This window comes from Roseibium sp. (assembly GCF_051016195.1).
Lineage (GTDB): Bacteria > Pseudomonadota > Alphaproteobacteria > Rhizobiales > Stappiaceae > Roseibium.
Genome location: NZ_CP134616.1, coordinates 4,696,800 through 4,721,964, shown reverse-complemented (window position 1 = coordinate 4,721,964; position 25,165 = coordinate 4,696,800). Strand labels below are relative to the sequence as shown.

Annotated in this window: 24 protein-coding genes, 1 tRNA gene and 1 riboswitch; of the genes, 13 read left to right on the top strand and 12 right to left on the bottom strand. The window is 58.6% G+C overall.

The features are described 5' to 3' along the window. Positions 1-2 precede the first annotated feature (2 nt). The 7 genes from xdhA (at position 3) to RDA78_RS21555 (ending at position 9,580) form a co-directional block, all read left to right on the top strand. Positions 3-1,484 (top strand): xanthine dehydrogenase small subunit, encoded by a 1,482-nt coding sequence (gene xdhA / locus RDA78_RS21585; protein ID WP_434051837.1) that lies wholly within the window; start codon positions 3-5, stop codon positions 1,482-1,484. Further along, positions 1,468-3,807 carry a xanthine dehydrogenase molybdopterin binding subunit gene (gene xdhB, locus RDA78_RS21580; RefSeq protein ID WP_434051836.1) on the top strand — a complete coding sequence of 780 codons (2,340 nt, stop codon included), beginning with the start codon at positions 1,468-1,470 and terminating at the stop codon, positions 3,805-3,807. The genes xdhA and xdhB overlap by 17 nt, the downstream gene beginning before the upstream one ends. After that, a complete protein-coding gene (xdhC, locus tag RDA78_RS21575) occupies positions 3,804-4,814 on the top strand; it encodes a xanthine dehydrogenase accessory protein XdhC (protein ID WP_434051835.1) in 1,011 nt (336 codons plus the stop codon). Before xdhB ends, xdhC begins: the two co-directional genes overlap by 4 nt. 24 nt (positions 4,815-4,838) lie before the next feature. Next, positions 4,839-6,419, top strand: coding sequence for an ABC transporter ATP-binding protein (locus tag RDA78_RS21570; protein ID WP_434051834.1), 1,581 nt, complete (start codon positions 4,839-4,841; stop codon positions 6,417-6,419). Further along, positions 6,419-7,507, top strand: a complete 1,089-nt coding sequence (locus RDA78_RS21565) for an ABC transporter permease (protein WP_434051833.1) — start codon at positions 6,419-6,421, stop codon at positions 7,505-7,507. The genes RDA78_RS21570 and RDA78_RS21565 overlap by 1 nt, the downstream gene beginning before the upstream one ends. After that, a complete protein-coding gene (locus RDA78_RS21560) occupies positions 7,500-8,414 on the top strand; it encodes an ABC transporter permease (protein ID WP_434051832.1) in 915 nt (304 codons plus the stop codon). Before RDA78_RS21565 ends, RDA78_RS21560 begins: the two co-directional genes overlap by 8 nt. Before the next feature lie 101 nt (positions 8,415-8,515). Next, on the top strand, positions 8,516-9,580 hold the full coding sequence (locus RDA78_RS21555; protein WP_434051831.1) for a BMP family ABC transporter substrate-binding protein: 1,065 nt from the start codon (positions 8,516-8,518) through the stop codon (positions 9,578-9,580). 50 nt (positions 9,581-9,630) lie between these two features. Here the strand turns inward: RDA78_RS21555 and RDA78_RS21550 are convergent, their stop codons facing one another. Continuing rightward, a complete protein-coding gene (locus tag RDA78_RS21550; RefSeq protein ID WP_434051830.1) occupies positions 9,631-10,839 on the bottom strand; it encodes a mandelate racemase/muconate lactonizing enzyme family protein in 1,209 nt (402 codons plus the stop codon). A gap of 226 nt (positions 10,840-11,065) precedes the next feature. On the opposite strand from RDA78_RS21550, the gene RDA78_RS21545 reads away from it, so the two are divergent. Beyond that, on the top strand, positions 11,066-12,007 hold the full coding sequence (locus RDA78_RS21545) for a patatin-like phospholipase family protein (RefSeq protein ID WP_434051829.1): 942 nt from the start codon (positions 11,066-11,068) through the stop codon (positions 12,005-12,007). Between the two features lie 14 nt (positions 12,008-12,021). Here RDA78_RS21545 and RDA78_RS21540 read toward each other — a convergent pair whose 3' ends face one another. The 8 genes from RDA78_RS21540 to RDA78_RS21505 all read right to left on the bottom strand — a co-directional run bounded on the left by RDA78_RS21540 (position 12,022) and on the right by RDA78_RS21505 (position 19,385). Then, complete coding sequence (locus RDA78_RS21540) at positions 12,022-13,671, bottom strand: alpha/beta hydrolase (protein WP_434051828.1); 1,650 nt, start codon at positions 13,669-13,671, stop codon at positions 12,022-12,024. Positions 13,672-13,812: 141 nt separating this feature from the next. Next, a complete protein-coding gene (locus tag RDA78_RS21535) occupies positions 13,813-14,025 on the bottom strand; it encodes a hypothetical protein (RefSeq protein ID WP_434051827.1) in 213 nt (70 codons plus the stop codon). Further along, entirely contained in the window at positions 14,022-14,501 is a 480-nt protein-coding gene (locus RDA78_RS21530; RefSeq protein ID WP_434051826.1) for a hypothetical protein, read from the bottom strand. The genes RDA78_RS21535 and RDA78_RS21530 overlap by 4 nt, the downstream gene beginning before the upstream one ends. Positions 14,502-14,505: 4 nt before the next feature. Beyond that, positions 14,506-15,744 carry an agmatinase family protein gene (locus RDA78_RS21525; RefSeq protein WP_434051825.1) on the bottom strand — a complete coding sequence of 413 codons (1,239 nt, stop codon included), beginning with the start codon at positions 15,742-15,744 and terminating at the stop codon, positions 14,506-14,508. Between the two features lie 9 nt (positions 15,745-15,753). Further along, entirely contained in the window at positions 15,754-16,590 is an 837-nt protein-coding gene (locus RDA78_RS21520; RefSeq protein ID WP_434051824.1) for an ABC transporter ATP-binding protein, read from the bottom strand. Further along, positions 16,587-17,408: an ABC transporter permease gene (locus tag RDA78_RS21515; RefSeq protein ID WP_434051823.1), complete on the bottom strand. Its 822-nt coding sequence runs from the start codon at positions 17,406-17,408 to the stop codon at positions 16,587-16,589. The genes RDA78_RS21520 and RDA78_RS21515 overlap by 4 nt, the downstream gene beginning before the upstream one ends. Positions 17,409-17,481: 73 nt before the next feature. Beyond that, positions 17,482-18,552, bottom strand: a complete 1,071-nt coding sequence (locus tag RDA78_RS21510; protein ID WP_434051822.1) for a putative urea ABC transporter substrate-binding protein — start codon at positions 18,550-18,552, stop codon at positions 17,482-17,484. Between the two features lie 111 nt (positions 18,553-18,663). Then, positions 18,664-18,781: riboswitch (guanidine-I (ykkC/yxkD leader) on the bottom strand. 202 nt (positions 18,782-18,983) lie between these two features. Next, positions 18,984-19,385, bottom strand: coding sequence for a hypothetical protein (locus RDA78_RS21505; RefSeq protein ID WP_434051821.1), 402 nt, complete (start codon positions 19,383-19,385; stop codon positions 18,984-18,986). A 536-nt stretch (positions 19,386-19,921) separates the two neighbouring features. Between RDA78_RS21505 and RDA78_RS21500 the strand changes: the two genes are divergently transcribed. Further along, positions 19,922-20,185, top strand: coding sequence for a hypothetical protein (locus RDA78_RS21500; protein WP_434051820.1), 264 nt, complete (start codon positions 19,922-19,924; stop codon positions 20,183-20,185). Positions 20,186-20,228: 43 nt separating this feature from the next. Here the strand turns inward: RDA78_RS21500 and RDA78_RS21495 are convergent, their stop codons facing one another. Next, the gene (locus RDA78_RS21495; protein WP_434051819.1) at positions 20,229-20,486 is read right to left on the bottom strand and encodes a hypothetical protein; all 258 of its coding nucleotides are present in this window, start codon (positions 20,484-20,486) and stop codon (positions 20,229-20,231) included. Positions 20,487-20,725: 239 nt separating this feature from the next. Here RDA78_RS21495 and RDA78_RS21490 point away from each other — a divergent pair, with 239 nt between their 5' ends. After that, entirely contained in the window at positions 20,726-20,974 is a 249-nt protein-coding gene (locus tag RDA78_RS21490; RefSeq protein WP_434051818.1) for a hypothetical protein, read from the top strand. A 117-nt stretch (positions 20,975-21,091) separates the two neighbouring features. Beyond that, complete coding sequence (locus tag RDA78_RS21485) at positions 21,092-21,772, top strand: SOS response-associated peptidase (RefSeq protein ID WP_434051817.1); 681 nt, start codon at positions 21,092-21,094, stop codon at positions 21,770-21,772. 157 nt (positions 21,773-21,929) lie between these two features. Here the strand turns inward: RDA78_RS21485 and RDA78_RS21480 are convergent. Together RDA78_RS21480 and RDA78_RS21475 are read right to left on the bottom strand one after the other, a co-directional pair. After that, positions 21,930-22,019 (bottom strand) — tRNA-Ser (locus RDA78_RS21480). Positions 22,020-22,721: 702 nt separating this feature from the next. Continuing rightward, complete coding sequence (locus tag RDA78_RS21475; RefSeq protein ID WP_434051816.1) at positions 22,722-22,964, bottom strand: hypothetical protein; 243 nt, start codon at positions 22,962-22,964, stop codon at positions 22,722-22,724. On the opposite strand from RDA78_RS21475, the gene RDA78_RS21470 reads away from it, so the two are divergent. Together RDA78_RS21470 and RDA78_RS21465 are read left to right on the top strand one after the other, a co-directional pair. Beyond that, positions 22,945-23,859, top strand: a complete 915-nt coding sequence (locus RDA78_RS21470; RefSeq protein WP_434051815.1) for a septal ring lytic transglycosylase RlpA family protein — start codon at positions 22,945-22,947, stop codon at positions 23,857-23,859. The genes RDA78_RS21475 and RDA78_RS21470 overlap by 20 nt on opposite strands. Positions 23,860-23,984: 125 nt before the next feature. After that, positions 23,985-25,106, top strand: a complete 1,122-nt coding sequence (locus RDA78_RS21465) for a D-alanyl-D-alanine carboxypeptidase family protein (RefSeq protein ID WP_434051814.1) — start codon at positions 23,985-23,987, stop codon at positions 25,104-25,106. Positions 25,107-25,165 lie beyond the last annotated feature (59 nt).

The following is a 25,165-nucleotide window of genomic DNA, read 5'->3' as shown; positions in this document are numbered from 1 at the left end:
AGATGCGCGATACCATCCGCTTCCTCAGGAGCGGCGAAATCGTTGAACTCGCCAATGTTGGCCCGACGGAAACTCTTCTGGATTACCTCCGGCTTCGCCAGGGGCAAACCGGAACCAAAGAAGGCTGCGGCGAGGGCGATTGTGGAGCCTGCACGGTAGCGCTGGGACGCCTTGTGAAAGGCAGGCTTGTCTATCAGCCTGTGAACAGTTGCATTCTGCTTCTCGGCATGGTCGACGGAGCGGAACTGGTGACGGTGGAGGACCTTGCACAGGACGAACGCTTGCATCCCGTTCAGCAGGCCATGGTGGATCTGCACGGGTCTCAATGCGGCTTCTGCACACCCGGCTTCATCATGTCGCTGTTTACGCTTTATCACGCGGATGAGGTCTCCAGGACCCGAAAGACGGTGACGGACTGGCTGGCTGGCAATCTTTGCCGCTGCACCGGGTATCGCCCGATTGTCGACGCAGCCCTGGAGACGTGCTTCGAAGCAACGGACGATGCCTTCACCTGGCGCGCCAATGAAACGAGAGAACAGCTTCAGTATCTCGCCGACAGCCGGGACATCTTCATGGAAGACGGCGATGGGTTCTTCTCCGCACCCGCCACACTCGACGGTCTCGCCGCATTGTACAGCCAGCATCCCGATGCAACGCTGATTGCCGGCGGCACGGATGTCGGTCTTTGGATCACCAAGCACTTGCGCGAACTTCCGAAAATGATCTGGCTTGGCCGGATTGAAGGCCTCGACCGCGTTGAAGACAGCCCGTCGGGCGTCCTGATCGGGGCAACGGCAACCTATACGGCGACGGAACGTGCCGTCACGGGGATTTCCCAAGACCTCGGGGAACTTTGGAGACGGATCGGCTCGAAACAGGTGCGGGCATCGGGCACCGTGGGTGGGAACATTGCAAACGGTTCTCCGATCGGCGACACACCACCGGCCCTGATCGCCCTTGGCAGCACGCTCGAACTGCAATCGGTCGACGGATCGAGAGCGATAGCGCTGGAAGACTTTTTCCTCCAGTACGGAAGGCAGGATCGAAACCCCGGCGAGTTCGTCACGGGTCTCTTCGTGCCCCGGCTGTCCGCCAATCAGGCGTTCCGCTGCTACAAGATTTCCAAGCGGTTCGACCAGGATATTTCCTCCGTCATGGGAGCATTCCGTTTCACGGTCGAAGAGGGCCTCATCGTTGCTTCCAGGATCGCCTATGGCGGCATGGCAGGAACACCGATGCGCGCGTCAAACGCCGAAAAAGCACTGTCTGGTGCGGAACTCGACGATCCCTCGACCTGGGGGGACGCGATGAAAGCGCTTCTGTCAGATTTTGATCCTTTGACCGACATGCGGGCGAGCGCAAGCTACCGCATGGAAACGGCGCGGGCGCTTCTGGCGAAGGCCTTGATGGAGATAAGCGGAACGGCACCCGGAGACATACGTATTTCGTCGCGGCGGGGGGCTGACAATGACCGCGCAGCCTGACCGTAGCCAGGAACCAACTGCCTTCAAGAATGTCCGCAAGGCGTTGCCCCATGACAGCGCGGAAAAACACGTTTCGGGAACGGCGATCTATATCGACGATGCCATCGAGCCGACGGGAACGCTTCATGTCGCGCCCGGCTGGGCCCGGCACGCCGTGAGGGGAAAACTGCTCTCGATGGATCTTGCCGACGTCAGGTCGACACCCGGGGTCGTCGCAGTGCTCACATATGAGGATATCCCGGGAACCAATGACTGCTCGTCGGCCTTTGGCGACGACCCGGTTCTTGCCGAGGACGAAATCCTCTTTTTCGGTCAGGTGGTCTTCGCCGTCGTTGCAGAAACACGGGATATCGCGCGCAAGGCCGCGCTCAAGGGAAAGATCGACGTTTCGCCGATCACGCCGATCCTGACGCCGGACGACGCTGTTGCCGCGGATATCACGGTTCTGCCGGACTACCAGTTCAGGAGGGGGTCTCCTGAAACCGGACTGCAGGCGTCGAAAAACATCCTCTCCGGGTCGATGAATATAGGTGGCCAGGAGCATTTCTATCTGGAGGGGCAGGTCGCAATGGCCACCCCGCAGGAAGATAATGGCATGCTGGTCCTGTCTTCCACCCAGCATCCGACCGAGATCCAGCACACGATTGCAAAGGTCCTGGGCCTGCCGGACGCAACTGTCACCGCTGAAGTGCGCCGGATGGGCGGTGGTTTCGGAGGGAAGGAGTCCCAGGCGAACCAGTGGGCGGCGCTGGCAGCTCTTGCTGCCCGCAAGACCGGAAAAACCTGCAAGGTCCGCCTTGACCGTGACGACGACATGATCATGACCGGCAAGCGTCACGACTTCAAGGTCAACTGGAAAGTCGGTCACGACGGTGCAGGGCAGATCCGCGCTGTTGACCTGGAGTTTCTGGCACGCTGCGGATACTCCGCCGACCTGTCCCTCGGCGTGAACGACCGCACGATGTTCCACGCCGATTCCAGCTACTTTTATCCCGATGCGTCGATCCGCTCACGCAGGCTCAGAACGGATACGTGTTCCAACACGGCATTCCGGGGATTTGGCGGCCCGCAGGGCATGCTCGCCGCCGAAAGACTGATCGACGCGATCGCGATCAGTCTCGGCAAGGATCCTCTGACAGTCCGCAAGCTGAATTTCTACGACGGCGAGCGCAATATCACGCCCTACGGAATGCCGGTTGAAGAATTTGAGGTGATGCACGATCTCATCTCGACACTGGAGGCACGCAGCGAATACTGGATCAGGCGGGAAGAAATCACCGCGTTCAACGAGAACAACGCGGTGTTGAAAAAAGGGCTCGCCCTGACACCAGTCAAGTTCGGCATTTCCTTCACGCTCAAGCACCTCAACCAGGCCGGCGCACTCGTCCATCTCTACACGGACGGATCCATCCACCTGAACCACGGCGGCACCGAAATGGGGCAGGGCCTCTATCAGAAGGTCGCCCAGGTCGTCGCCGAGGAGTTCGGCGTGACGATGGACAAGGTGGTGATCACGGCGACCAACACGTCCAAGGTTCCGAACACCGGGCCGACAGCCGCGTCTTCCGGCACGGACCTGAACGCGATGGCGGCAAGGATCGCCGCACAGGAGATCAAGTCGCGGTTGATTTCGTTCCTGTGTGAAATGCACCAGTGCGGACCCGATGTGATTTTCTTCGGTGAAAACAGGGTGCTTGTCGGCGACAGGGGCTACACGCTTGCCGAGGTTGCAAAACAGGCGCATGCCGGCCGGATCCAGATGTCCCATGCCGGCTTCTACGCCACCCCCGGCATTACCTGGGATCGGGAAACGGTGTCCGGCAGGCCGTTTTACTATTTCGCCTTCGGTGGCGCCTGCTCGGAAGTAACCATCGACACGATGACCGGCGAGATGATCGTGGATCGCGTCGACATTCTCCACGATGTCGGCCAATCGCTGAACCCGGCCATCGACCTCGGGCAGATCGAGGGCGGTTTCGTCCAGGGGATGGGGTGGCTGACGACGGAAGAACTCGTGTGGGATGAAGAGGGACGGCTCAGAACCCACGCACCGTCAACCTACAAGATTCCGACGGCATCGGACATACCGGAACACTTCGACGTTCAGCTTTATGACAGCAGCGGCAACCCTCAGGACACGGTCTATCGCTCCAAGGCGGTCGGTGAACCGCCCGTGATGCTTGCCAATTCGGTTTTCTGCGCAATCAACGATGCGATCGCGAGCCTCGCGCCTTTCGAGGTGCCGAACCTCGATGCGCCGGCAACGCCCGAGGCCATCATGCGTGCCGTGCAGGACATGCGCCGCAGAAAGGCGGGTGCATGAAGGTCTGGACGCACATTGCCGACAGCCTCGAAACATGTGGGTCCTGCGCCCTCGTGACAGTCGTGCAGGTGGAAGGTTCCGCACCGCGCGAGGAAGGCGCACGCATGGTGGTTCGCCCGGACTGTTCCTTTTTCGGAACAATCGGAGGCGGAACGCTCGAACTTGAGATCATCCGCAAGGCCGCCCGCCTTGCCGGTGAAAACGATGCTCTCCTGGACATGCAGAGCGTCGCCCTGGGTCCGGATCTCGGACAATGCTGCGGTGGCCGTGCAAAGCTGGCTATCGAGGTGCTGACGGCCAAAAATGTCGAAACAGCCCGCTTGCTTGCACGGCATGAGAAGGACGGCGAGGCCTTTGCCACCTTCGCTGAGGTCAAAAACGGTCGGATCGGATCACGCCACCTTCTGGCGCAACCGGTCGATCATCCATTCCGGTTGCTCGAAGCTTCGGGCAAGAACGCCGACAGGGTTATTGAGCGCTTCGGCGAAACCAGAACACCGCTTGTGCTTTTTGGTGCCGGACATGTGGGCAAGGCGCTGGTCCTTGCGCTTGCTCCGCTTCCGTTTTCCGTCACGTGGATTGACAGCCGTCCCGATCAGTTTCCCGGAGCGGTGCCTGCCAATGTGACCAAAGTTGCGCTCGACAATCCTGTCTCTGTGCTCGGTGAAATGCCGTCCGGCGCATTTGTGATTGCAATGACCCATTCCCATGCACTTGACGAGGAAATCATGGCACGGGCCTTGCTCCTGCAAAGGTTCGATTACTGTGGTGTGATCGGTTCCAAAACAAAACGGGCCAGGTTTGTGAAGCGATTGAAAAACCGGGGATTGCACGATCTTCTGATCCCGAAAATGATCTGCCCGGTCGGCAAAGCGACAATAAAATCAAAACACCCCGCCGCAATCGCTGCCGGGATTGCGGTGGAGCTTCTGGAGCGGGCCGAGGCGGAACAAAAACACGAAACGATCGGGCCAAGCCTTGCTCAAGACATGACACTTGGTCAATAAGGCGGCATTCAGGTGGGGGAAGACGTGGCAGAAACAGACAGTGCGAATGAAGGCGGCGCGTCACCGACAGACCGATCCGGCAGGGAAACACTTCTGGACGCCAGAGGACTGACCAAGCGGTTCGGCGACATCCTTGCCAATGACCGTGTGGATCTCGTTCTCAACAAGGGCGAAATCCACGCTCTCCTGGGCGAAAACGGTGCTGGCAAGTCCACGCTGGTCAAAATGTTCTACGGGTCACTCGACCCTGATGCAGGCGATATTTCCTGGAACGGAAAACCGGTCTCGATCAACAATCCTGCAGCGGCCAGAGAGCTCGGCATCGGCATGGTTTTCCAGCATTTCTCGCTGTTCGAGGCCCTGACGGTGGTAGAAAACATCGCGCTTGCACTCCCCAATCCGGGAAACATGCAGAACCTTGCAAAGCGGATTGAGACCGTTTCAAGAGACTACGGCCTGCCATTGAACCCGGGGGACATCGTCGCCGATCTCCCGGTCGGCATTCGCCAACGCATCGAAATCGTCCGATGCCTGCTGCAGGAGCCGCAACTCATCATCATGGATGAGCCGACCTCGGTCCTGACACCCCAGGAAGCGGATCAGCTCTTTGTCACGCTGCAGCGCCTTGCAAAGGAAGACTGCGCCGTACTCTATATCAGCCACCGGCTGGAAGAAGTGAAACGGATCTGCCATCACGCCACGATCCTGCGGCATGGCAAGGTCGTACGCGAATGCGACCCGACCAGGGAAACGGCAGCGTCTCTTGCGAGCATGATGGTTGGGGCCGACGTCGCTTCCGTCAGTTCCGGAGACGGGGAGGCACAGGTCGGGCAGACCCGCTTGACGCTTCAGCAACTGAATGCGCCGGCTGCAACACCCTTCGCCACCGCGCTCAACGGAGTTTCCCTGGACTTGAAAGCCGGTGAAGTGGTCGCGATCGCCGGTGTCGCCGGCAATGGGCAGGGAGAACTCTTCGATGCCATTTCCGGCGAAATGCGCGTTTCGGCGAATATGGTGCAGATAGACGGCACGCCTTGCGGCAACAAAAGCATCACCTGGCGAAGGAAGCAGAACGCGGCTTTCGTGCCCGAAGAGCGGCTCGGACATGGTGCTGTGCCGGGCATGAAACTCTCGCAGAACATTGTCCTGACCCGCCACAGTACCGGTGACAAGCTCGTGGGCGGCGGGTTCGTCTCCAATGCCGAGGCAAGCAATCTGGAGCAGCGGATCAAGAAAACCTTTGATGTGCGCATGTCGCATGACGACCCCGAGGCGAGATCCCTGTCAGGTGGCAACCTGCAGAAATTCGTTGTCGGCAGGGAACTGGACCGGGAACCCGGCGTGCTTGTCGTCAACCAGCCGACATGGGGCGTCGACGCCGGCGCGGCCGCGCTGATACGCCAGGCCCTGATCGACCTGGCAAGATCGGGATCCGCTGTTCTCGTGATCAGTCAGGACCTCGATGAAATCTTCGAAATCGCCGACCGGATCGCCGTTATCTCGCGTGGCTTCCTGTCCGCCGCAGAACCGGCCACACAGATGACGCGCGAACGTGTCGGTCTGCTGATGGCAGGCGGCGCCGAAACGCAAGGAGAGGTGGCCTGATGCGTCTCGAGCTTGTCAAACGAAAAGAACACAGCCAGGCGATGGCCCTGTTGTCTCCGTTGATCGCGGTCTCTCTGACAGCCCTCACAGCCGCAATCATTTTCTCAATAACGGGCCATAATCCTCTGGTTGGACTTTATAAATTCTTCATTGAACCGTTGACACAGCAATGGTCCTTCGAAGCGACCATCGACAAGGCGACACCACTGATCCTGATCGGGTGCGGCCTCGCTGTCTGCTACTTGTCGAACAACTGGAACATCGGCGCAGAAGGCCAGTTTGTGGTCGGCGCCTTGTTCGGCTCCGTGCTGCCGGTGCTTTTTCCGTCTTTCGAGAATGCCGCCACTCTACCGCTCATGCTGCTCTTCGGCGCAATTGGCGGAGCGCTCTGGGCGCTCATACCAGGACTGCTGAAAACCCGGTTCAACACAAATGAAATCCTGACCAGTCTGATGCTCGTCTATGTCGCCGGACTGCTGCTGGACTACCTTGTTCGTGGTCCATGGCGCGATCCAGGCGGGTACAATTTCCCGGAATCCCGTATTTTCTCGGACGCAGCGACATTGCCACAGGTGTTCGGCGGCACGATGAGCCTGGCCGCTCCAATCACGATCGTCGTCGCGATCATTCTTGCGGTGGTGCTTGCCAAAACGCTGAAGGGTTTCGAAATCAGGGTCATGGGGGAAAGTCCGCGCGCGGGGAGCTTCGCGGGTTTCTCCGCCAAGGGTTTGACCTTGTTTTCCTTCGCCCTCGCCGGAGCTTTGGCCGGACTAGCAGGAACCATGGAAGTCTCCGGGGCGCTGAACCAGCTGTTGCCGTCGATTTCGCCCGGATACGGCTTCACCGCAATCATTGTCGCCTTTCTCGGGCGGCTCAATCCGATCGGCATCATCGTTGCCGGTTTCGTGCTTGCGCTGTCCTATATCGGCGGAGAAGGGGTTCAGTCCGCGATGGGTGTTTCCAATGAAATCGCGAGCGTGATCCAAGGCTTGTTGCTGTTTTTCGTTCTCGCCTGCGACACGCTGATCCTTTACCGGATACGCATGGTCACCAGGCGTTCGGCATCAGGGGAGGCGTCCCATGTTTGAAGCTGTACTGCTGACGGTCATCACGGCTGCAACCCCGCTTCTGATCGCTGCCGTAGGCGAACTCGTCGTTGAACGCTCCGGGGTGCTCAATCTCGGCGTTGAGGGCATGATGATCATGGGTGCGGTGATCGGGTTTGCCGTTGCCAACCAGACTGGATCAGGTTCCCTTGGCGTGATTGCCGCCATTGCCGCCGGCATGGCCATGTCTGCTCTGTTCGCTTTCCTCGTACTGTTTTTGGTGGCAAACCAGGTTGCCACCGGCCTGGCACTGACGATCCTGGGCATCGGCCTGTCCGGAATGATCGGCGAAGCTTTCATCGGCGTGCCGGGCCTCGATCTGCCCCAGCTTTATATTCCCGTTCTCTCCGAAATACCGTTTTTCGGACCGGTATTCTTCCAGCAGGACGCACTTGTCTACGTGAGTTTCGTACTCGTTGCCGTTGTCGCCTACGGCCTGTTCCGCACGAGGGTCGGGCTCGTCCTGAGGGCTGTAGGGGACAATCACGGCTCGGCGCATGCGCTTGGCTACTCGGTCGTAAAAGTCCGCTTCGCAGCCATCTTGTTCGGGGGGGCCTGCGCCGGGCTCGGCGGGGCGTATCTGTCGTTGGCCTATACGCCCCAATGGGTGGAAAACATGACCGCAGGGCGCGGCTGGATTGCTCTGGCACTGGTCGTCTTTGCGTCCTGGCTCCCGCTGCGTGTCGTTATCGGGGCCTATCTTTTCGGTGCAGTCAGCGTCTTGAACCTCCATGCACAGGCGCTTGAGTTCGACATTCCGTCGCAGCTCCTTTCGAGCCTGCCGTATCTTGCAACCATCCTGGTTCTCGTTCTGATATCGGCAAATCGCAGATTGACTTTGGTGAACACTCCGGCATGTCTGGGGAAACCGTTCGTACCGGACCGCTAAACCGGCCGGACAAAGCAACGGTCCTGGCCTGAACGCGATCACGGCCTGGGCCCAACAGGAGATCGCAAAGACAAGAGATCAAACAAGAGGGGACTACTCGTATGAAATCTCTTTTGAAGACCACGGTCGCAGCGTTTGCCCTTGCTGCACTTGGAACCGCCGCCAATGCAGCAGATGTGAAGGCCTGCTTCGTCTATGTCGGCCCGGTCGGTGACTTCGGCTGGACCTACCAGCATGACCAGGGCCGTCTTGCCGTGGAAGAAAAATTCGGTGACAAAGTCGAAACCGCTCACCTTGAGAGCGTAGCGGAAGGACCGGATGCGGAGCGAGCGATCGAGCGTTTCGCGCGTGAAGGCTGCAACATCATCTTCACCACTTCGTTTGGCTACATGAACCCCACAATCAAGGTTGCGAAGAAGTTTCCGGACGTGAAATTCGAGCATGCCACCGGCTACAAGACGGCTGACAACGTCGCCACCTATAACTCCAAGTTCCACCAGGGCCGCTACATCATCGGCCAGATTGCCGCCAAACAGTCCAAAACAGGAACCGCAGGTTACATCGCATCCTTCCCGATCCCGGAAGTGGTCGCCGGCATCAACGCCTTCCTGCTCGGAGCTCAGTCCGTCAACCCGGACTTCAAGGTAAAGGTGGTCTGGGTCAACACCTGGTTCGACCCGGGCAAGGAAGCGGACGCGGCGAAGGCCCTGATCGACCAGGGTGCGGACATCATCACGCAGCACACCGACTCCACCGCACCGCTTCAGGTCGCACAGGAGCGCGGCGTTCACGGCTTCGGTCAGGCATCCGACATGATCAACTTCGCCAAGGATGCGCAGTACACGGCCATCATCGACGACTGGGCACCGTATTATGTCGAGCGCGTACAAGAAGTTCTCGATGGCAACTGGCACACTCACAGCTCCTGGGAAGGGCTGGCTGAAGGCCACGTCGTGATGGCACCCTACACCAACCTTCCGGCGGATGTCGTTGAAATGGCACAGGCAACGGAAGCCAAGATCAAGGATGGCTGGGAGCCGTTTACCGGGCCGATTACCAAGCAGGACGGGTCGGTTGCGGCCGAAGACGGCGTACGGCTGGACGACGGCGCCATACTCGGCATGAACTGGTACATCCAGGGCATCGACGACAAGCTTCCTGAGTAAGCTGTTCTAAAGCGGGCCGGATCTCATGATCCGGCCCGTTTCCGTTTCACTCAATCCAATCTGGATACCCGGTGAATCGCGTCTTCGCGCGTGAAGAGACCGGGCTGCAGCTCAAGTCCGAGCCCCGGTTTCTCGGAAACCGAGATCATGCCGTTTTCAATTTGCGGTAAATCATCAACCAGGTCCCGATACCAGTTGAAATAGAAGCCCCGGGCGATTTCCTGTTCCCTGACATTCCTGAGACCAAGCGCCAGATGCGTCGAGACCGCGAGTGTGACCGGCCCGGAGCAGTCATGAAACGCGACCGGACGTGCGCTCGCCTCGGCAAGAGCGGCAACCTTCCGGGCAATTGTGACGCCGCCGGCCCAGGTGACATCCACAATCGGAGTTGCGATGTCACCGTCCTCGATCAGCGCCTTGAACTGGCCGAGGCTCGCGAGCGTTTCCCCGCCGGCAAAAGGCACGCGCGCGCTTTCCGTCAGCTTCCGGATGTCATCCGTCCGGTCCATCCAGACCGGATCCTCGATCCAGTCGATGTCAAGCGGTTCGAGGCCGCGCACGATTTTCCTGGCCGCGTTCAGGCTCCAGAGACCATGCAACTCCGCCTTGAGCCGCATCCTGTCGCCGTGCGCCTTGCGGATGCGTTCAAACGGCTCCAGCCCTTTCTTGAGATCCGTTAGCGAGATATCGATGCCGTCCGCCGCGCCTTCGGCCAGATCAAACGGCCAGATTTTCATGGAAAAGATTCCCATCTCCATGAGCGATGCAGCAACGTCTTCGGGATGGTTCAGGAAGCCGTTCAGATCGTCATAAAGCACGCCGGATCCGGAACCTTCGTCCGTTCCGAAATTGTCCGGCCTGACGGCAGCTGTCTTCGAGACATAGGCCGGACCGGCGCAGGTATTGTAGACCGCGATCTTGTCGCGTGTGCGTCCGCCGAGGAGGTCGACGAGCGGCTTGTTCGCCGATTTCGCAGCCAGATCCCAGAGCGCAACGTCAACCGCGGCGACCGCCCGGATCTCGGCACCGGTTCCAGTGAACCCGACATAGGGTTGCATCTGCATGTTCAGACGTTCGACCTGACGCGCATCCTGCCCAAGCAGTATAGGCGCGATCCGGTCATGAATATCCGCTTCGCTCGGGCCGGCACCGAAATAGGTTTCACCAAGTCCGGTCAATCCGTCCGACGTGCGAAGCTGTACCCATAACAGGTTGGGGTGCTCTTCGAGACGCAGCGTTTCAACGGCTTCTACTTTCAAGGCACTGTCCTGTTTTTTTCGGGTTCAGATAGGGATCGCAGGCCGGAAGTCTGGTCCACGATGGCATTGTTGCAAAGTCCGGTCGTGTTGCAAGGTCCGTTACAGCGATATCGTCTGGTGTTCCAGGTGTCCGGTCGCTACCTTTTGAGACTGAGTTGCAATTCGGCTGCTCCAGCGCGTGCAGAAAGCACTTGCCCAGTGGCCCTTGCCAGGCGAAGGACAGGCGATGATAAAGAGACGCGAACTCATGCTCGGCGCGATCGCCGCCGGAGGAACAACCCTTCAGACCATGACAACAGCCCAGGCCACGACGGACAGCTCCACCCCAGACACCGAAGGCAGACCGGCTGACAGGTTCGCGCTCGCTCTCGGCGGCGGTGCCGCAAAGGCATTCGCGCATATCCCGATCCTCGAAGGTATGGATGAGCTCGGTGTCAAACCGGCGGAAATGGCCGGAACCTCTATGGGCTCGATCCTGGGCGGACTTTATGCTGGCGGCATGTCCGGCGTTGAAATCAGGGAGTTTGCAGTCGAGCTTTTCACGAAAAAAAGCCAGCTCTTTCAAAAACTCTTCTTGAAAGACGGGCGCACCTGGTCGTCGCTTTTCAACGTGGTACGGCCTGCAATCATCGATCCGATCATCCTGTTCGAGACGGTCTTTGCCAGCACCATGGCCGAGACGTTCTATGAACTCGACATCCCGCTGAAGATCATCGCGACGGATTTCTACACGCAGTCCCAGGTCGTTCTGGAAGATGGTCAGTTGCTGCCGGCGATCGCGGCTTCTTCCGCCTTGCCGATGCTACTGACCCCGGTCGAACTCAAGGGCCGCGTTCTGATTGACGGCGGCTTCGTCAATCCAACGCCCTTCGACGTGTTTCAGGATCAAAACCTTCTGACCGTCGGCGTTGATGTCACGGGCAGCGATTATTCTCACAAAAGCGGGCTTCCGAGCGGTCTGGACACCTGGATCGGATCGTTTTCCATCACGCTGCATTCCCTCGTTGCGGCCAAGCTCGCGTGCTCGCGCCCCGATCTCCTGATCGAGCCGCCCATCGGAAAGTTCAAGACGATGGATTTCTTCAAGATCGAAGACATCCTCGAAGCGGCGGAGCCCGCCAAGGACGTCTTCAAACGGGAACTTGGAGCACTCTTGGAAAAGGCCTAGCCTTGCCCTGGTGATCAAAAGGCGGGTCCGCGCCGGGAGAAGATGTCCTTCAACTCATCCGCGCGTTCGGTTGACCACCCTTCGGGCTCGACAACTGCAGCCCATGCGTCGATATAGTCGGGCGCCACATAGTAGTGGCCGAACCTCGGTACATCGAGCGCGAACATGGAATCGAGCGCCAGTTGCAGCATCGTCACCACCGGAAACCATGACAGCCTTTCGGAAACGTCCGGGGCGCGCGGCTCATTGAGCCAGGCTGGTGGCCGCACCGCACTGTCGAATGTGAAATTGACGATCGGGTCGCTGCCATAGTTGAGAAAGACGGCTCTGATCGGACCCCAGGATCTGTAGTCGCCGTCGAGCCCGCCATATTGGTCCATCACCCGCACAAGCGAACCGTTTCCGAATGTCGGCCGCCAAGCCGGACTGCCCTCGTTCCGCTGGTCGCGCACTTCGGTCCAGTACCTGGAGAAGAACGGTGACCCGGCCCACATGGCCCCCTGGATCGGATCTCCGAGCATGTCGAACAACGGCAGTGTCGCCTGGGAATTGAACGCCCCCTGGCTGAGACCGTGAACATAAAATTTCGGCCTCGTGTCCTTGGGCAGCTCGGTCCAGTAATCGTAAACCTTCTCGAACAGCGCCTGGGACTGTGCAACGCCGTAATCCGGATGCGCGAGCAGGGCCAGCATGCTGGTCAGATAGGAGTACTGCACCGAGACGGTCGCGACATCGCCTGCGAGCATGAACTCAAGGGTGTCGTGGGCGCCCGGATCCATCCAGCCGGTACCGACGGGAACCATTACGACAAGAACCGACCGTTCGAAACCGCCGGTCCGGACCAGCTCTTCAAGCGCCAGGTCAGCACGCGCTTCCGCCGTATCGGCCGAGCGGCGGCCAACATAGACCCTGACAGGCTCCATCACTGAACCTGATTGAAATTCCGAAATTTCATCAATCGTCGGAGCGGATGCAACGAAATGACGTCCCCAACGTCCCATCTCGTCCCATTTTACCAGGGAAGCAGCACTCCCGGTCTTCGACGGATCCTGTGGGTGAGCGATGTTCGGTTCGATCAGCACGTCGGCTGCCTCGAACGACGCATCCGCCGCACGAAGTGTGGACCGCACCAGCGCGCCGTCGATCAGGGCCCAGAAGAACCAACCGACGAGGCCCACAGAAAGAACCACGCCAACCCTTTTCGGCACAACACGGTCAAGCTGACGGGCAACGAAGCGTCTGAGCACACCGGCAAGTCTGAAAGCTGCCCACAGGCCCAGAAACATCACGCCGCCAACGGCAAAAATGAAGAAAGGGGCGGCGGTGTCGAGCGGCGGCAGATCAACGGCCGAACGTGTTGCATTTTGCCAGGAAGCGGCTTTCGACAGCGAATAGACGAGAATTCCGGTGCTCATCAATAGCGCGGTCGCCCACCAGACCCATAGAAAGCGGCCCCTGATATCCGGGATTTCCATGTAACGCCAAAGAGCCCTGACGAGCATGGCAGTTTCGTAGCCGAAACTTGCCGCAACGGCTGCGAGCGCTGCCTGGATCAGGGGATCTCTCGGCATCAGGGACGGCGTCAGGGCAGCCCCGAAACAGCTCACGGCAACAACAAGCGCGGTTGCCGACAAACCATTTCGAATGACCTGCATCAAGACCATGTCTTTCCCGGCCCCAAATCACGCTTCGGACGGATGAACCAAGGAATGAGCATGACAAGTGCACACTTGTCTATCGGCTTTTTCAGAAGCGGCAACGCAATTCCGGGTGGAGGAAAGTTTTCCACCCGGAATTGCACATCGTCAGCGTTTGTCGGCCCGGCGTTTGGACGAATGCACCTTGAAGATACCGAAACCGAGCACGATCGCTCCGGCAACCAGCGCCAGGTGAAACGGCGAACCCAGAAGGTGTTGAACGAACTCAAACCAGCCCGAAACCTCGTGGTGGTCGCCCGGATGGGCAAGGGCAGGGGATGCAAGAGCGGTCAGAGCCGCTGTGGTGATCAGCTGTTTCATTCTGCAATGTCTCCTGTTTTCAGTCTGTTCGTGAGAATGTCGATGAGATCCATGTCGAGACGCTCCGTCAGCGAGACATAGGTGAACGTCATGGTTTCGCGCTCCGATACCATCGAGCCCGGAAAGGGCATGTAGGCGAGTTCGCGCGAGGCAAAGGCAGGAGAGGCCGTGCCGATCTGCCAGTTCGAAACAATCCTGGCATCCACCAGATGCTGAACGAGGCCGTCCTTACCGGCCCGATGAAAGGGAACGCCTGCCAGCCTCAGGTAACTCGTCTTGTCTTCCGCGGAACGAAAGCCATCGATGAAGCTTGTGGCAAGGGCCTGCAGTTCATCAGCTCTTTCGGCATCGGACGCACCGTGCACGTGGGAATGAAGATGGTCTGCGCCCGCGTGATTGTGACCATGGTGGTGATGATGATCGTGATCGTGGCTATGGTGATCATGACTGTGGGAATGGTGATGGTCATGCTGCATCGGTTCACTCCACTTCCGGACCAGCCGGGATCGAGACCGGCTTGTCGATGATCGACTTGTGCGAGCCCATCTTGCCGTGGGAAACCAGCGTACCGAGCACATCGACGATCACCCGCGTTGCCAGCAGTGCCGTGATATCGGAGCAATCGTAGGGGGGCGAAACCTCGACCACCTCAAGCCCGCAGATGCCCTCCTTGGCGACGAGCGAGACCAGTTCGAGCGCTTCTCTCGGCAGGAAGCCGCCCGGTTCCGGCCAGCCGGTTCCCGGGACGAAGCCGCAATCGACGCTGTCGATATCGAAGGAGATATAGACGGCATCCGCATCCTGCCACGCAAGTTCAAGCGCACGCGCGGCTGTCTCGGCCAATCCGAGTTCCTCGACATCACGTATCGTGAAGATGTTGGTATTGCGCTCGCGCGCGATCTCGACGCCTTCGCGGGGAACCTGCCAGCCGCCGATGCCGATCTGAACCAGGTTGACCGCCGGCACATTGACCAGATCCGTTGCGTGGAACCAGGGTGTGGTGTGCATGCGCTCGTCGAGGTCTTTCTCCTGAATGTCGATGTGACGGTCGAAGTGAACGATGCCGATCCGTTTCGACGTGCATTCTGCGATACCGCGAACACAGGGAAACCCGATCGAGTGGTCACCGCCGATCATGATCGGCAGGGCGCCGGACGAGGCGACATGAGACACCGCGCGCGTGATCTGGTCGAAGGTCTTTTCGATGTTTGCCGGGATCGTGAAGATGTCACCCACATCGCACAGGGTCATCTGTTCACGCAGATCGACACCCATTTCGTAGTTGAACGGCGTGTAGAGAGCAGAGATCTTGCGCACGCCCTGCGGTCCAAAGCGCGTTCCGGGACGATAAGTCGTGCCGCCGTCGAACGGGATGCCGATGATAGCGGCGTCATAAGCGCCAACCTGGGTCACGTCTTCGATATAGGGCGCCTTGAGGAATGTGTTGATGCCGGCATAGTGCGGCAGCTCTCCGCGTGCAAAGGTCGGGATCGATTTGTCGGTCAGGCTTTCGGAACCGGTAAGGCCCATGCGCAGTGCCCAGGCCTTTTCTTTTTCCCAGGCGGCAGTCGGCAGAGTTCCTTCCTTTTCGGCGGACTTCCACCCGCGCAACTGAAGCTTGTCGAAATCAGGATGGTGATGCCGTTCCGTCGGCCGCCGCGTGGCGGTCCCGGCAGCCTTGTGCCGTGTCGTCGGACCGGAAGGATCAAGAATAGTCATGGACGTTCCTCATGATGGGTTGGATTGTGAAATTTGGACTGGACCGCGTTGGGCACCCGCACCGATCGTTTCGGCGATATCGTCCGGACGAACCGCTTTGTCGGAGATTTCTGGTGCCTCGAGCGGCAGGTCGTAGGTGATCGTGGCCCCGAATGCGTCGGGTGCCTGCGGATCATGCCGCACCTTGTCAAAGACAAGCAGCCGCGTGCCCAGCTTGAAGGCCTCGTGAATGTCATGGGTGACCATGAAGATGGTCATGCCGAGTTCTTTCCAGAGATTGAGAAGGAGTTCGTGCATGTCGACCCGAATGCCCGGATCGAGCGCCCCGAAGGGTTCGTCAAGCAACAGAATGCTCGGCTTCTTGATCAGGGCCTGCGCGATGGCAAGACGCTGTTGCATGCCGCCGGAAAGCTGTGCCGGATAACGGTCGGCAGCTGCTGTGAGACCGATGCGGTCAAGCAGATCGTCTATGTCGGACAGTGCCGTCTGTTTGCGGGAACCGAAAAGCTTGCCGGCAAAACGCGATGCCTCGAATTCCTGCGCAAGGATCAGGTTTTCCGCGACGGTCAGGTGCGTAAAGACGGAGTATTTCTGGAAAACGATGCCGCGGTCGGGTGTCGGTTCCTCCGGCAGATCGTTTCCATCCAGCTGGATCGAACCGCGGGTCGGGTGCTCCTGGGACAGCAGCATGCGCAGGAAGGTGGATTTGCCGCAGCCGGACGCGCCGACGATCGTGCAGAAGGCTCCCGCCTCGATATCCAGATCAACACGCTCAAGAACAGGTGTCCCATCGTAATACTTGGAAACGCCCTTGACGGAGAGCTTGCAAGGGGAGGTGGGCGTCATAGTGCGTCGCTCCCCAGATGGTGCCAGCGAAAGGCGCGTCTCGAGATCAGAAGCAGCAATCTGTCGAGAAGAAAGGCCAGGAGAGTAATCCACACCACGTAAGGGAGGATCACGTCCATCGCCAGATAACGCCGAACGAGGAAGATCCTGTATCCGAGACCGGTTGTCGATGCGATGGCTTCTGCCGAGATCAGGAAAATCCACGCAGGCACAAGGCCGAGCCTGAGCGCCGTGATCAGCTTGGGAAGCACCTGCGGCAGAACCAGCCGCGTGATCATCTGCCAGACCGACGCGCCGAGCGTCTCGGCCTTGATGATCATCTCCCGAGGGATGTCGAGAACAGCCTGCGCCGTCGACCGGATCATTACCGGCGCTGTTCCGATGACGATCAGGGCGATCTTGGCAACCTCACCGAGGCCGAACGTGATGAACAGGATCGGCAGGATCGTGATCGGCGGGATCAGGGAGAAAGTGGCCAGATAGGGCGCGAGCGCGCTTCTCACATGCGGAATGAAACCGATGGCGATCCCGAGACACAGGGCCAGCATGGTCGAAACGGCCATCCCCGTTCCAAGGCGCCAGAGACTGTCGAATGTGTCGACCCACAAGAGGAGATCCCCGGATCGCCGGTCGGGAACCGCTGCCATGCGCCAGAAAGCCTCTCCCATGCGTTCGATCGAGGGAAGCAGTTTGTCGGCCGGGTTTTCAAGCCGCCGGTAGTGGCTTGCGATCGCGTAAGTGACGATCGTTGCAACAAACGGCACAATGCCGAGGGCAAGGGCGGTCACCCGGGACGGTTTCCGGTTGATGATGCGCATGAAGGATCCTAACGGCGAGCGTTCAAGCGACCCGGCCGGAAAACGGCCGGGTCACGGTGTCTGTTCCGAACGCTCAGAGCGCTCCGTCTGCTGCCATTTGCATGAAACTCGGATCGAACCGCAGTTTGACATTGTTCGTATCGCCGTAGATCGAGCCGTCCGCGAACGCCACACCAACAAATTCGGGGCTCGGCGCGCCTTCACCGAGGATGCCCTTGTCGTAGAGAAACTCCGCAACGAATTTCATCGTGGCCGGCAGTTCCGCTGCCTTGGTGAATTCAGCGGCTTCGGCCGGCGTATAGAACATCTTGGTTGTTGCCAGCTGTGCATCATATCCGGCGAGATCGGTTCCGGAGGCTTCGGCCATGGCCGTGCGGGCGGCGATGCCTTCGTCACTGTCCGAGGACATGATCGACATCAGCTCATACCATGCACCGACGAGAGCCTTCCCGAATGCCGGATTGTCGGCGAGCGTCTCGGTGTTGACCATCATGACATCGATGATCTCGCCGGGAATACCAGCACTGTCGAACACTTTGGTCGCGTTCGGCTGTGCCTCGATTTCCGAAAGCAGCGGGTTCCAGGTCACGACCGACGTCACGTCCGCTGTTGCATAGGCAGCAATCATGTCGGCGTCGGACGTGTTAACGACCGTCAGGTCTCTCTCCGACAGCCCCACGGTATCGAGTGCGCGGGCGAGCAGGTAGTGTGAAACCGAAAGCTCAACGAGATTGACGGTTTGTCCCTTGATATCGGCAAGGTCCGACTTGTCTTTCAGGATGATGCCGTCATTGCCGTTGGAATAGTCACCGACAATCAGGGCTGTCGTGTCGACGCCGCCGCCGGCCGGAATCGAGAGCGCATCCATGTTGGTCATGGAGCAACCGTCATATTCACCGGCTGTGTACTGGTTGATGGACTCGACATAGTCGTTGATCTGCACGATCTCCACGTCGATCTCGTATTTGTCGGCCCACTTTTTCATGATCCCGCTGTCTTGCAGGTAGCCCCAGGGCATCCAGCCGACATAGATCGACCAGCAGACCTTGAAGTCTTTCTTTTCCTCGGCCTGAACCGAGGCAACGGACAGCGGCATTATCAACGCAGCTGCAAGAAGGGAAGCTTTGGCTATGGATTTCAACATTCGTGCGCGTCTCCTGTCTTAAGCCCGCTGGAAGGAACCGGTCGGGCTTTGATCATGAGTTTCTTGCGCACGGCCGGGAGCAGGTTCGCGCGCGCGAAACCTCGTGCAGTAGTCTCCCGGGTTTTTGTCCCGCCGTGTCACCGGACAATGCTGGCTATCGGCCTTTTGCGTCCGGCTTGCGCCTCTTGGTCCTGCGTCGTGGTCGACCGGATCCCTAGGCGCGCTGCACGAGCTGAACTTAGCAATCTGGATGCCAGTTGCTTTAAACAGTAAGAATTATAATGAAAAACAGTGTGTTACAGCGAAAGCCCAAGCGCTGTCGAAACCAGTATCTTCGCCGGAATGAGTGTTTTTGTCCAAAAAACAGGCAAGGGTGACCACTTTTCAGTCAGTGCCATCCGGGAAGGTCCGGTCGCAGGGACGAGACATGCTCAGGTCTCGCTGGACGCCGATCGCTTGTAGTCTTTCACTTCGCAAAGATCGGACCCGAGCACCTTGTCGATCTCGCTCTTGATATCAGAACGGCAGTCCCGGTTTTCATAAAGCGCACGCGAGGCGTCTACGAAGGCGGGGCCGAAGTCGTTTCTGCGGATGAATTCCCTGACCAGGTTTTCTAGATCCCACAGCGCCACATTCACCTGTCTGAGTTTGTCGGTGAGGGAGGACACCTCAGCGGCCCCGGGGATCGAGCAGAAAACGATGGACCGATACTCCGCCAGCGCCTCCTTGATGATCTCAAGCTTGTCCGCATCGGTGATCTTTTCGCGCTTGATCTCAAGGATCGTCAGCCGATCGAAGAATTCGCCGTGTGACACCGGAATGCTAAGCGACATGTTCACCAGCCGGTTTCAAAAAACATCGTGTCATGCGTAATCAAGCCGAAAAATCGCATCCTCAGTCAAGCAGTTTTTCCAATTGTGCTTAACTCCTGAAAATTACCAACAAGTTTATTGACGATCACTAAGTAAATATAGCGAAGGCGGAACCAGATAAGCTTTCTCAATGTTGGCAGATGTTCTTTCTCTTTCGGCTTTGCCCGGAACCATCGCCGCGCCGGACCCACTCCTTCAAGCGCGCGCGGAAGAAGAGCTTCTTGAGTTCATGCATCGATGCGGTGTCCCCAAGGAACGTGTCGAGGGTGACACCCGGTTCAGGCGCGCATCCCGCAAGAGGCCATATTGCGGATCAGGAAAACGGCTGATACACCTATAAATTGTGTCTTGTGGGGAAGCACATCTCATTCCGTCAGCGGCAACGCATCACGCGGGACCGGCGCAGCGGACAAAATCTGCGGGAACTTCGGCAACACACGCCGTAAATGGCCTCTCTGATCGCTGATGACCTGCCGACCCACAAAGGAATTCATACAATGACGCAGACCGACAGACCCAGTGCAGGGCAGATCGTTTGGGAAGATCTGGAATTCAGAATGGGGCTTCTCAACGGGTTGGCTCAAATCGTGGGTGTATTGACCAGCCACGTGGCGGCTGCCAGCGAAGACCCCGATGAAACAACGGAAGAAATTCTCGCAATCATTGTCAAGGAACGTGCAAACTGGCACGGCCATCCCTATGGCGAAGGTCTCGAATGCGCCATCGATGCGGTTCGTGAGCACAAGATTCCTGATCGGTAAAGAAAATGGCTGCGCCGGACAGGGCGCAGCCCTGTTTCTGTCTTCAGGACGTGTGTTCCCGGGAACTCAACCTGAGGCGTCTGATTTCACTTCGGCGCCAGTTCCTGATGTTGCCGAATGCTTCGACATCATGCCGCTGCACGAGGCGTTCAAGGGCAGCGTCGACGATCGTCTCCGATGGCATCGTCCTGCCGCCGAATGTCATGGCCAAAAGCATGGCAATCTTCATCTGATGCCTGCCCGGCACCATCCAGTCATACAGCTCGGTTTCAAGTTGAATGATTTCGTCGCTGTCGGTCATTCAAGCAAATTGTCGGCTCGCGCTTCCAGGTCAACCGGATGCCAGAGCTGGCATAATCTCATCGAATGCGGTCCGTTAGGTTCGTCTGATACAATTTGCGCAATACGCTTAACACTCAAAAAGCGCCCACTGTAAAAATCGTTTCCGTATTTTTCGCAATGCCATTCGAAACACGCCGCGCAAGCTGTCACAAGATCAGCGCGCAAGGGGTCTGCCCAATCGCCACATGAAGGCTCTCAATGACCGAAGACAAGTACGTGATTGACGCAAGCATGGGTGTGCCGCAGGGAATGCTGTATCTCTGTCCGGCCAGGTTGGACGAGGAAGGAGACTTCGTTCCCGACACATCAAAACCTCGCATCTTGAGCGATAGGGTCGAGGATCGTGAGATCGTCGGTATCTTCCACAAAGACGGCGCCGAGGCCCTCGACGCCTTCTGCGAAGAGCACAGGGACACGATCAGGAAAGTTCTGGCGCAGCTTTTGTAAGCGTAGCACCGGCCAGCACGACAACAGACCCACAAGGGGCTGGACGGGGGCGGCAGCGGCTTTCAATGATCCTGCAATTCGACTTTAATGCCTGCGTGAACTGGAGAATGCTCTGTCATGTGTGGCCGCTACACCCAAGTCCGACCGTGGCGTGAAATCGTCAGGCTTTACCGATTGACGGATCAGGACGCCGAACGCAACACCGCGGCCCGCTACAACATCGCACCGACGCAGGAAGTGCCTTTCATTCATCTGGGGAGGGAAGGATCGCAGACTGTTTCACAGGGCCGTTGGTGGCTTGTTCCGCATTGGGCAAAGGAACTGCAGAGCAAGTATCCCATGTTCAACGCACGCTCCGAAGATGCTGAGAAGAAGCCCGCATTCCGCGAATCCTACAAGTCGAAACGCTGTTTGATCCCGGCAGACGGCTGGTATGAATGGACCAAGGCGGAAGACGGTGGCAAGGACCCCTGGTTCATTCACTTGGGCGACATGGAACCATTTTCATTCGCAGGTCTCTGGGCTTACAACACCAACCTTGAAGTCACATCATGCACCATCCTCACTGCTGCAGCCGTCGCCCCGATTGACACGGTTCACGGCCGCATGCCGATCGTTCTGTCCCCGGAGCACTACGACGCCTGGCTGGATCCGGCGACGTCGGTTCAAGACGCCAAGGCCCTGTTGAGCGACAACCTTGGTTCGAGCTTCCAGTTCCATCGGGTCGGGCGCGCGGTAAACTCGTCCAAGACAGAAAGTGACCCGAACTTGGTTCGGCCACTGGATGATGGGAACTAAGCCGGACCATCACGAGGCGCCGGTTTTTCTCACCACATCAACTTCGCTAAAAGTCAGTGCCACCTGAAAATCAAATTCCGTAGGCGAAACCAGTCGTTGCCTCGGATCTGCACCCGGTCCGCCACGGAGAGAATTAAAGGAACAGAAAAGAGAAAAATGGCGGTGAGGGTGGGATTCGAACCCACGGTACGCTCTCACGCACGGCGGTTTTCAAGACCGCTGCCTTAAACCACTCGGCCACCTCACCAATGCAGCTTGAGTGCGTGTGCGCTCGCTGCTTGGGTCCCCGTTTCGGTTGTCTGGACGGGAAAGTCAAGAGTGCGTTCGCCGCGGGGCGGCAAATTCAAAAAATTCGTGTGGAATGCGGCAAGCCTTCAGGTGGGAAACTTTGGCATGTTCCGGTGCCGGGCGCTGTGGGTTGGGTAGGGCAGGGTGCGCAAGCGGCACCGGAACATGACCAAAGTGTGGGGCCGCCGGTCCGGTGTCGTGGGCAGGGTTTGAACCGGCGGCCAAAGCTGGAGGTGGGATCCAGCGTTGCTGTGACAGGGCGGTCATCAGCAATGAGGACACCTTAGGCCGATCCGCGGACAACGGATGTGACCTACGTCACAACCTGATCATTTGACGATTTTTTGCAGACTGTCACTTGTCTGCAACAATTCAGGCAACGCATAAAAGATATGTTTTTCAGCAAGTTACCGCAACGGAATGCAATCTGAGCCCGTGAAACCGACCAAAACCTGTGACTGCCTTGAAAAGGAGTCTCTTGTAACCTCGACGGCTCGTTTACTTTGCAGTAAGACACTTGCCATTAAACAGGCTGAATGTCTGAGGCGTGCCGCGGGGGCAGCACGTCGACAGTGTAAGAACTGACAGACAGGAAGTGTAGCCTGGAACCGGCCTGTTTTAGGGCTGGAGTATCGCGTGAGCTACGGGGCCGCCAGCGCGTTTATGAGTAGGACGGCAGGATGCTAGGGATGGGCGTAAAAACTTGCCGGTTGGCAGGAACGTCTTCGGGGAAAAACCGTTGCGGATCAACGGGGCGCAAGACCGGAAACGGCTGGACGCAATTGCGCGCCGCGTTTGTGACCATTGCTGCGGTTTCATTTGTTGCCGCCTGTAGCTCCGCGCCTGAAAAACCCAAGGCGAAGTTCAGCCCAGAGAAGTACGGCGTGAAGGCCAGCCCGCGCATGGTTGCCTCCGGCAAACCGGTGCCGAAAGGCGGCGGTCGCTATGTCATCGGCAAGAAATACAAGATTGCCGGCAAGTGGTACTATCCGGAGCACGACCCGGACTACAAGAAAACAGGGCTCGCATCCTGGTACGGCCCGACTTTCCATGGGCGGAAAACGGCGAACGGTGAGATCTTCGACCGCAACGCCCTGACGGCCGCGCACACGACAATGCCGCTGCCCTCTTATGCACGCGTCACGAATACGTCCAATGGCCGCTCCATGATTGTCCGCGTGAACGATCGCGGCCCCTTCCACGGCAATCGCGTCATCGACCTGTCCGAACGGGTTGCGACAATGCTGGGCACAAAGTCCGCCGGTGTCGGCAAGGTAAAGGTTGAGTATGTCGGGCGCGCACCGCTTCACGGCCAGGATGAAGAATACCTGATGGCCTCCTACACCGGCCCAGGTTCCGTCGCTCCGGGCGCATCGCGGCCGGGCACCCTGATCGCGCAAGTACCGGCGGAACTTATTTACGGCAAGGTACCGGCACCTGCGGCAAGGCCTTATCTTTCCGCAACAACACTTGCTTCGGCAAAGCGGGGGCAGTCCAGCGTTCAGGTCGCAGCGTTTGACCCGGCTATCGCCTTTGAAGCCGGAAATCCGACCATCAAGGTGGCATCAAACAACCGCTTCCAGCAGACCGCAGGGTCGCTCTCTTCCAGTTATGCACCCGCCAGCAAGCCGGTGCATGTGCCTTTCCCCGGCTCGGCAGACAGCTTTCTCTCAGGCAGCGCAATTTCGTCCTACGCGGCAAACCAGCGCGTTTCCGGGGCTCACGCGGTCTTGTCCACAACGGTTGCGCAGGGCCTTTCCATGCGTCAGCTGGCTGCTACAATCCCTTCGGGCAATTAGCTACCACGTGATTTGAACGCTTTGCCCGTCGACCTTTGAAAGGAAGCGGCAGGGTGATCGGTCCATTCGTGTGTTCATCGTACAGGCGTTTGAGAAACGCGGTTGTTTGCAGCGCGCTGATATCCGTGGCGATCGGTGCAGCCGGGTCTGCACAATCTGTTGAATCCATTGTCACAAAGGCTCCGAAAGCCTTTCTGCTCGAACCGGATTCCGGCACCGTTCTTTTTTCGAAAGCGCCCGACGAGCCGTTTACACCGGGCTCGCTCGTCAAGGTCATGACCGCAGCGACGATCTTCAAGCTCCTGAAGGACGGCGAGGCGCAGATGGACCAGCTATGCAATGTCAGTGAACATGCCTGGCGAACCGGCGGGGCGCCGTCACGCAATTCGACCATGTTTGCCGCCATCAAGTCGGACATTGCAATCGAAGACCTTTTGAAGGGACTGCTCGTCCATAACGCCAATGATGCCGCGATTGTCCTTGCCGAATGCATCGACGGCTCCGAGGAAGCATTCGCACAGCGAATGACAGAGCTGGCGGCGTCAATCGGCATGACCACAAGCACGTTCTCGAATGCAACGGGCTACAACGAATCGCCCAACAAAACGACCGTCCGTGACCAGGCCCGGCTTGCCGAATACATTGTTGAACAGCACCCAGGCCTCTACGACCTGTTTGCCATTCCGGAATTTACCTGGAACAAGATCTATCAGCGGAACAAGAACCCGCTTCTGGGAGAGATCAGAAACCTCGACGGACTGGGCGGCGGCAATCATCCGGAGGACGGCTATTCCGGCCTGGCCTCGGTGGACCGCAACGGACGAAGGATCATTGCAGCCGTCGCCGGACTGAATTCCGACAAGCACCGGCTGCAATCGCTCAACGAGGTGATTGGCGGCGCCTGGGAATTCTATGCCATCAAGACGATTTACCCGGCGGGCGAAACGATTGCCGATGGCCGCGTCTACGGCGGGGTCGAAGGAACTGTGCCACTTGTGGCAAAGTCGGATGTCGATGTCCTTCTGGCGCGGGGCGGAAGCCTCGACTACAGGCTGCGCGTGGTTTACGACGGTCCGCTCTCCGCGCCCGTAGAGAAAGGCACGCCTGCGGGAGAACTGCGTGTAATCGGCAAGGAGGGAATTGTCTACAGAGCTCCGCTGGTTACCGGTGCGGATGTCCCGGAAGGCACGTTGATGAACCGCGCCATGGACGGTCTCCAGGAATTATTGTTCGGCTGGATCGGGTAAGTCCCCAGCTGCGTGCAGCCAATGGCAATTCCCTGTTTGAAAGCGCCGCGATTGCCGGG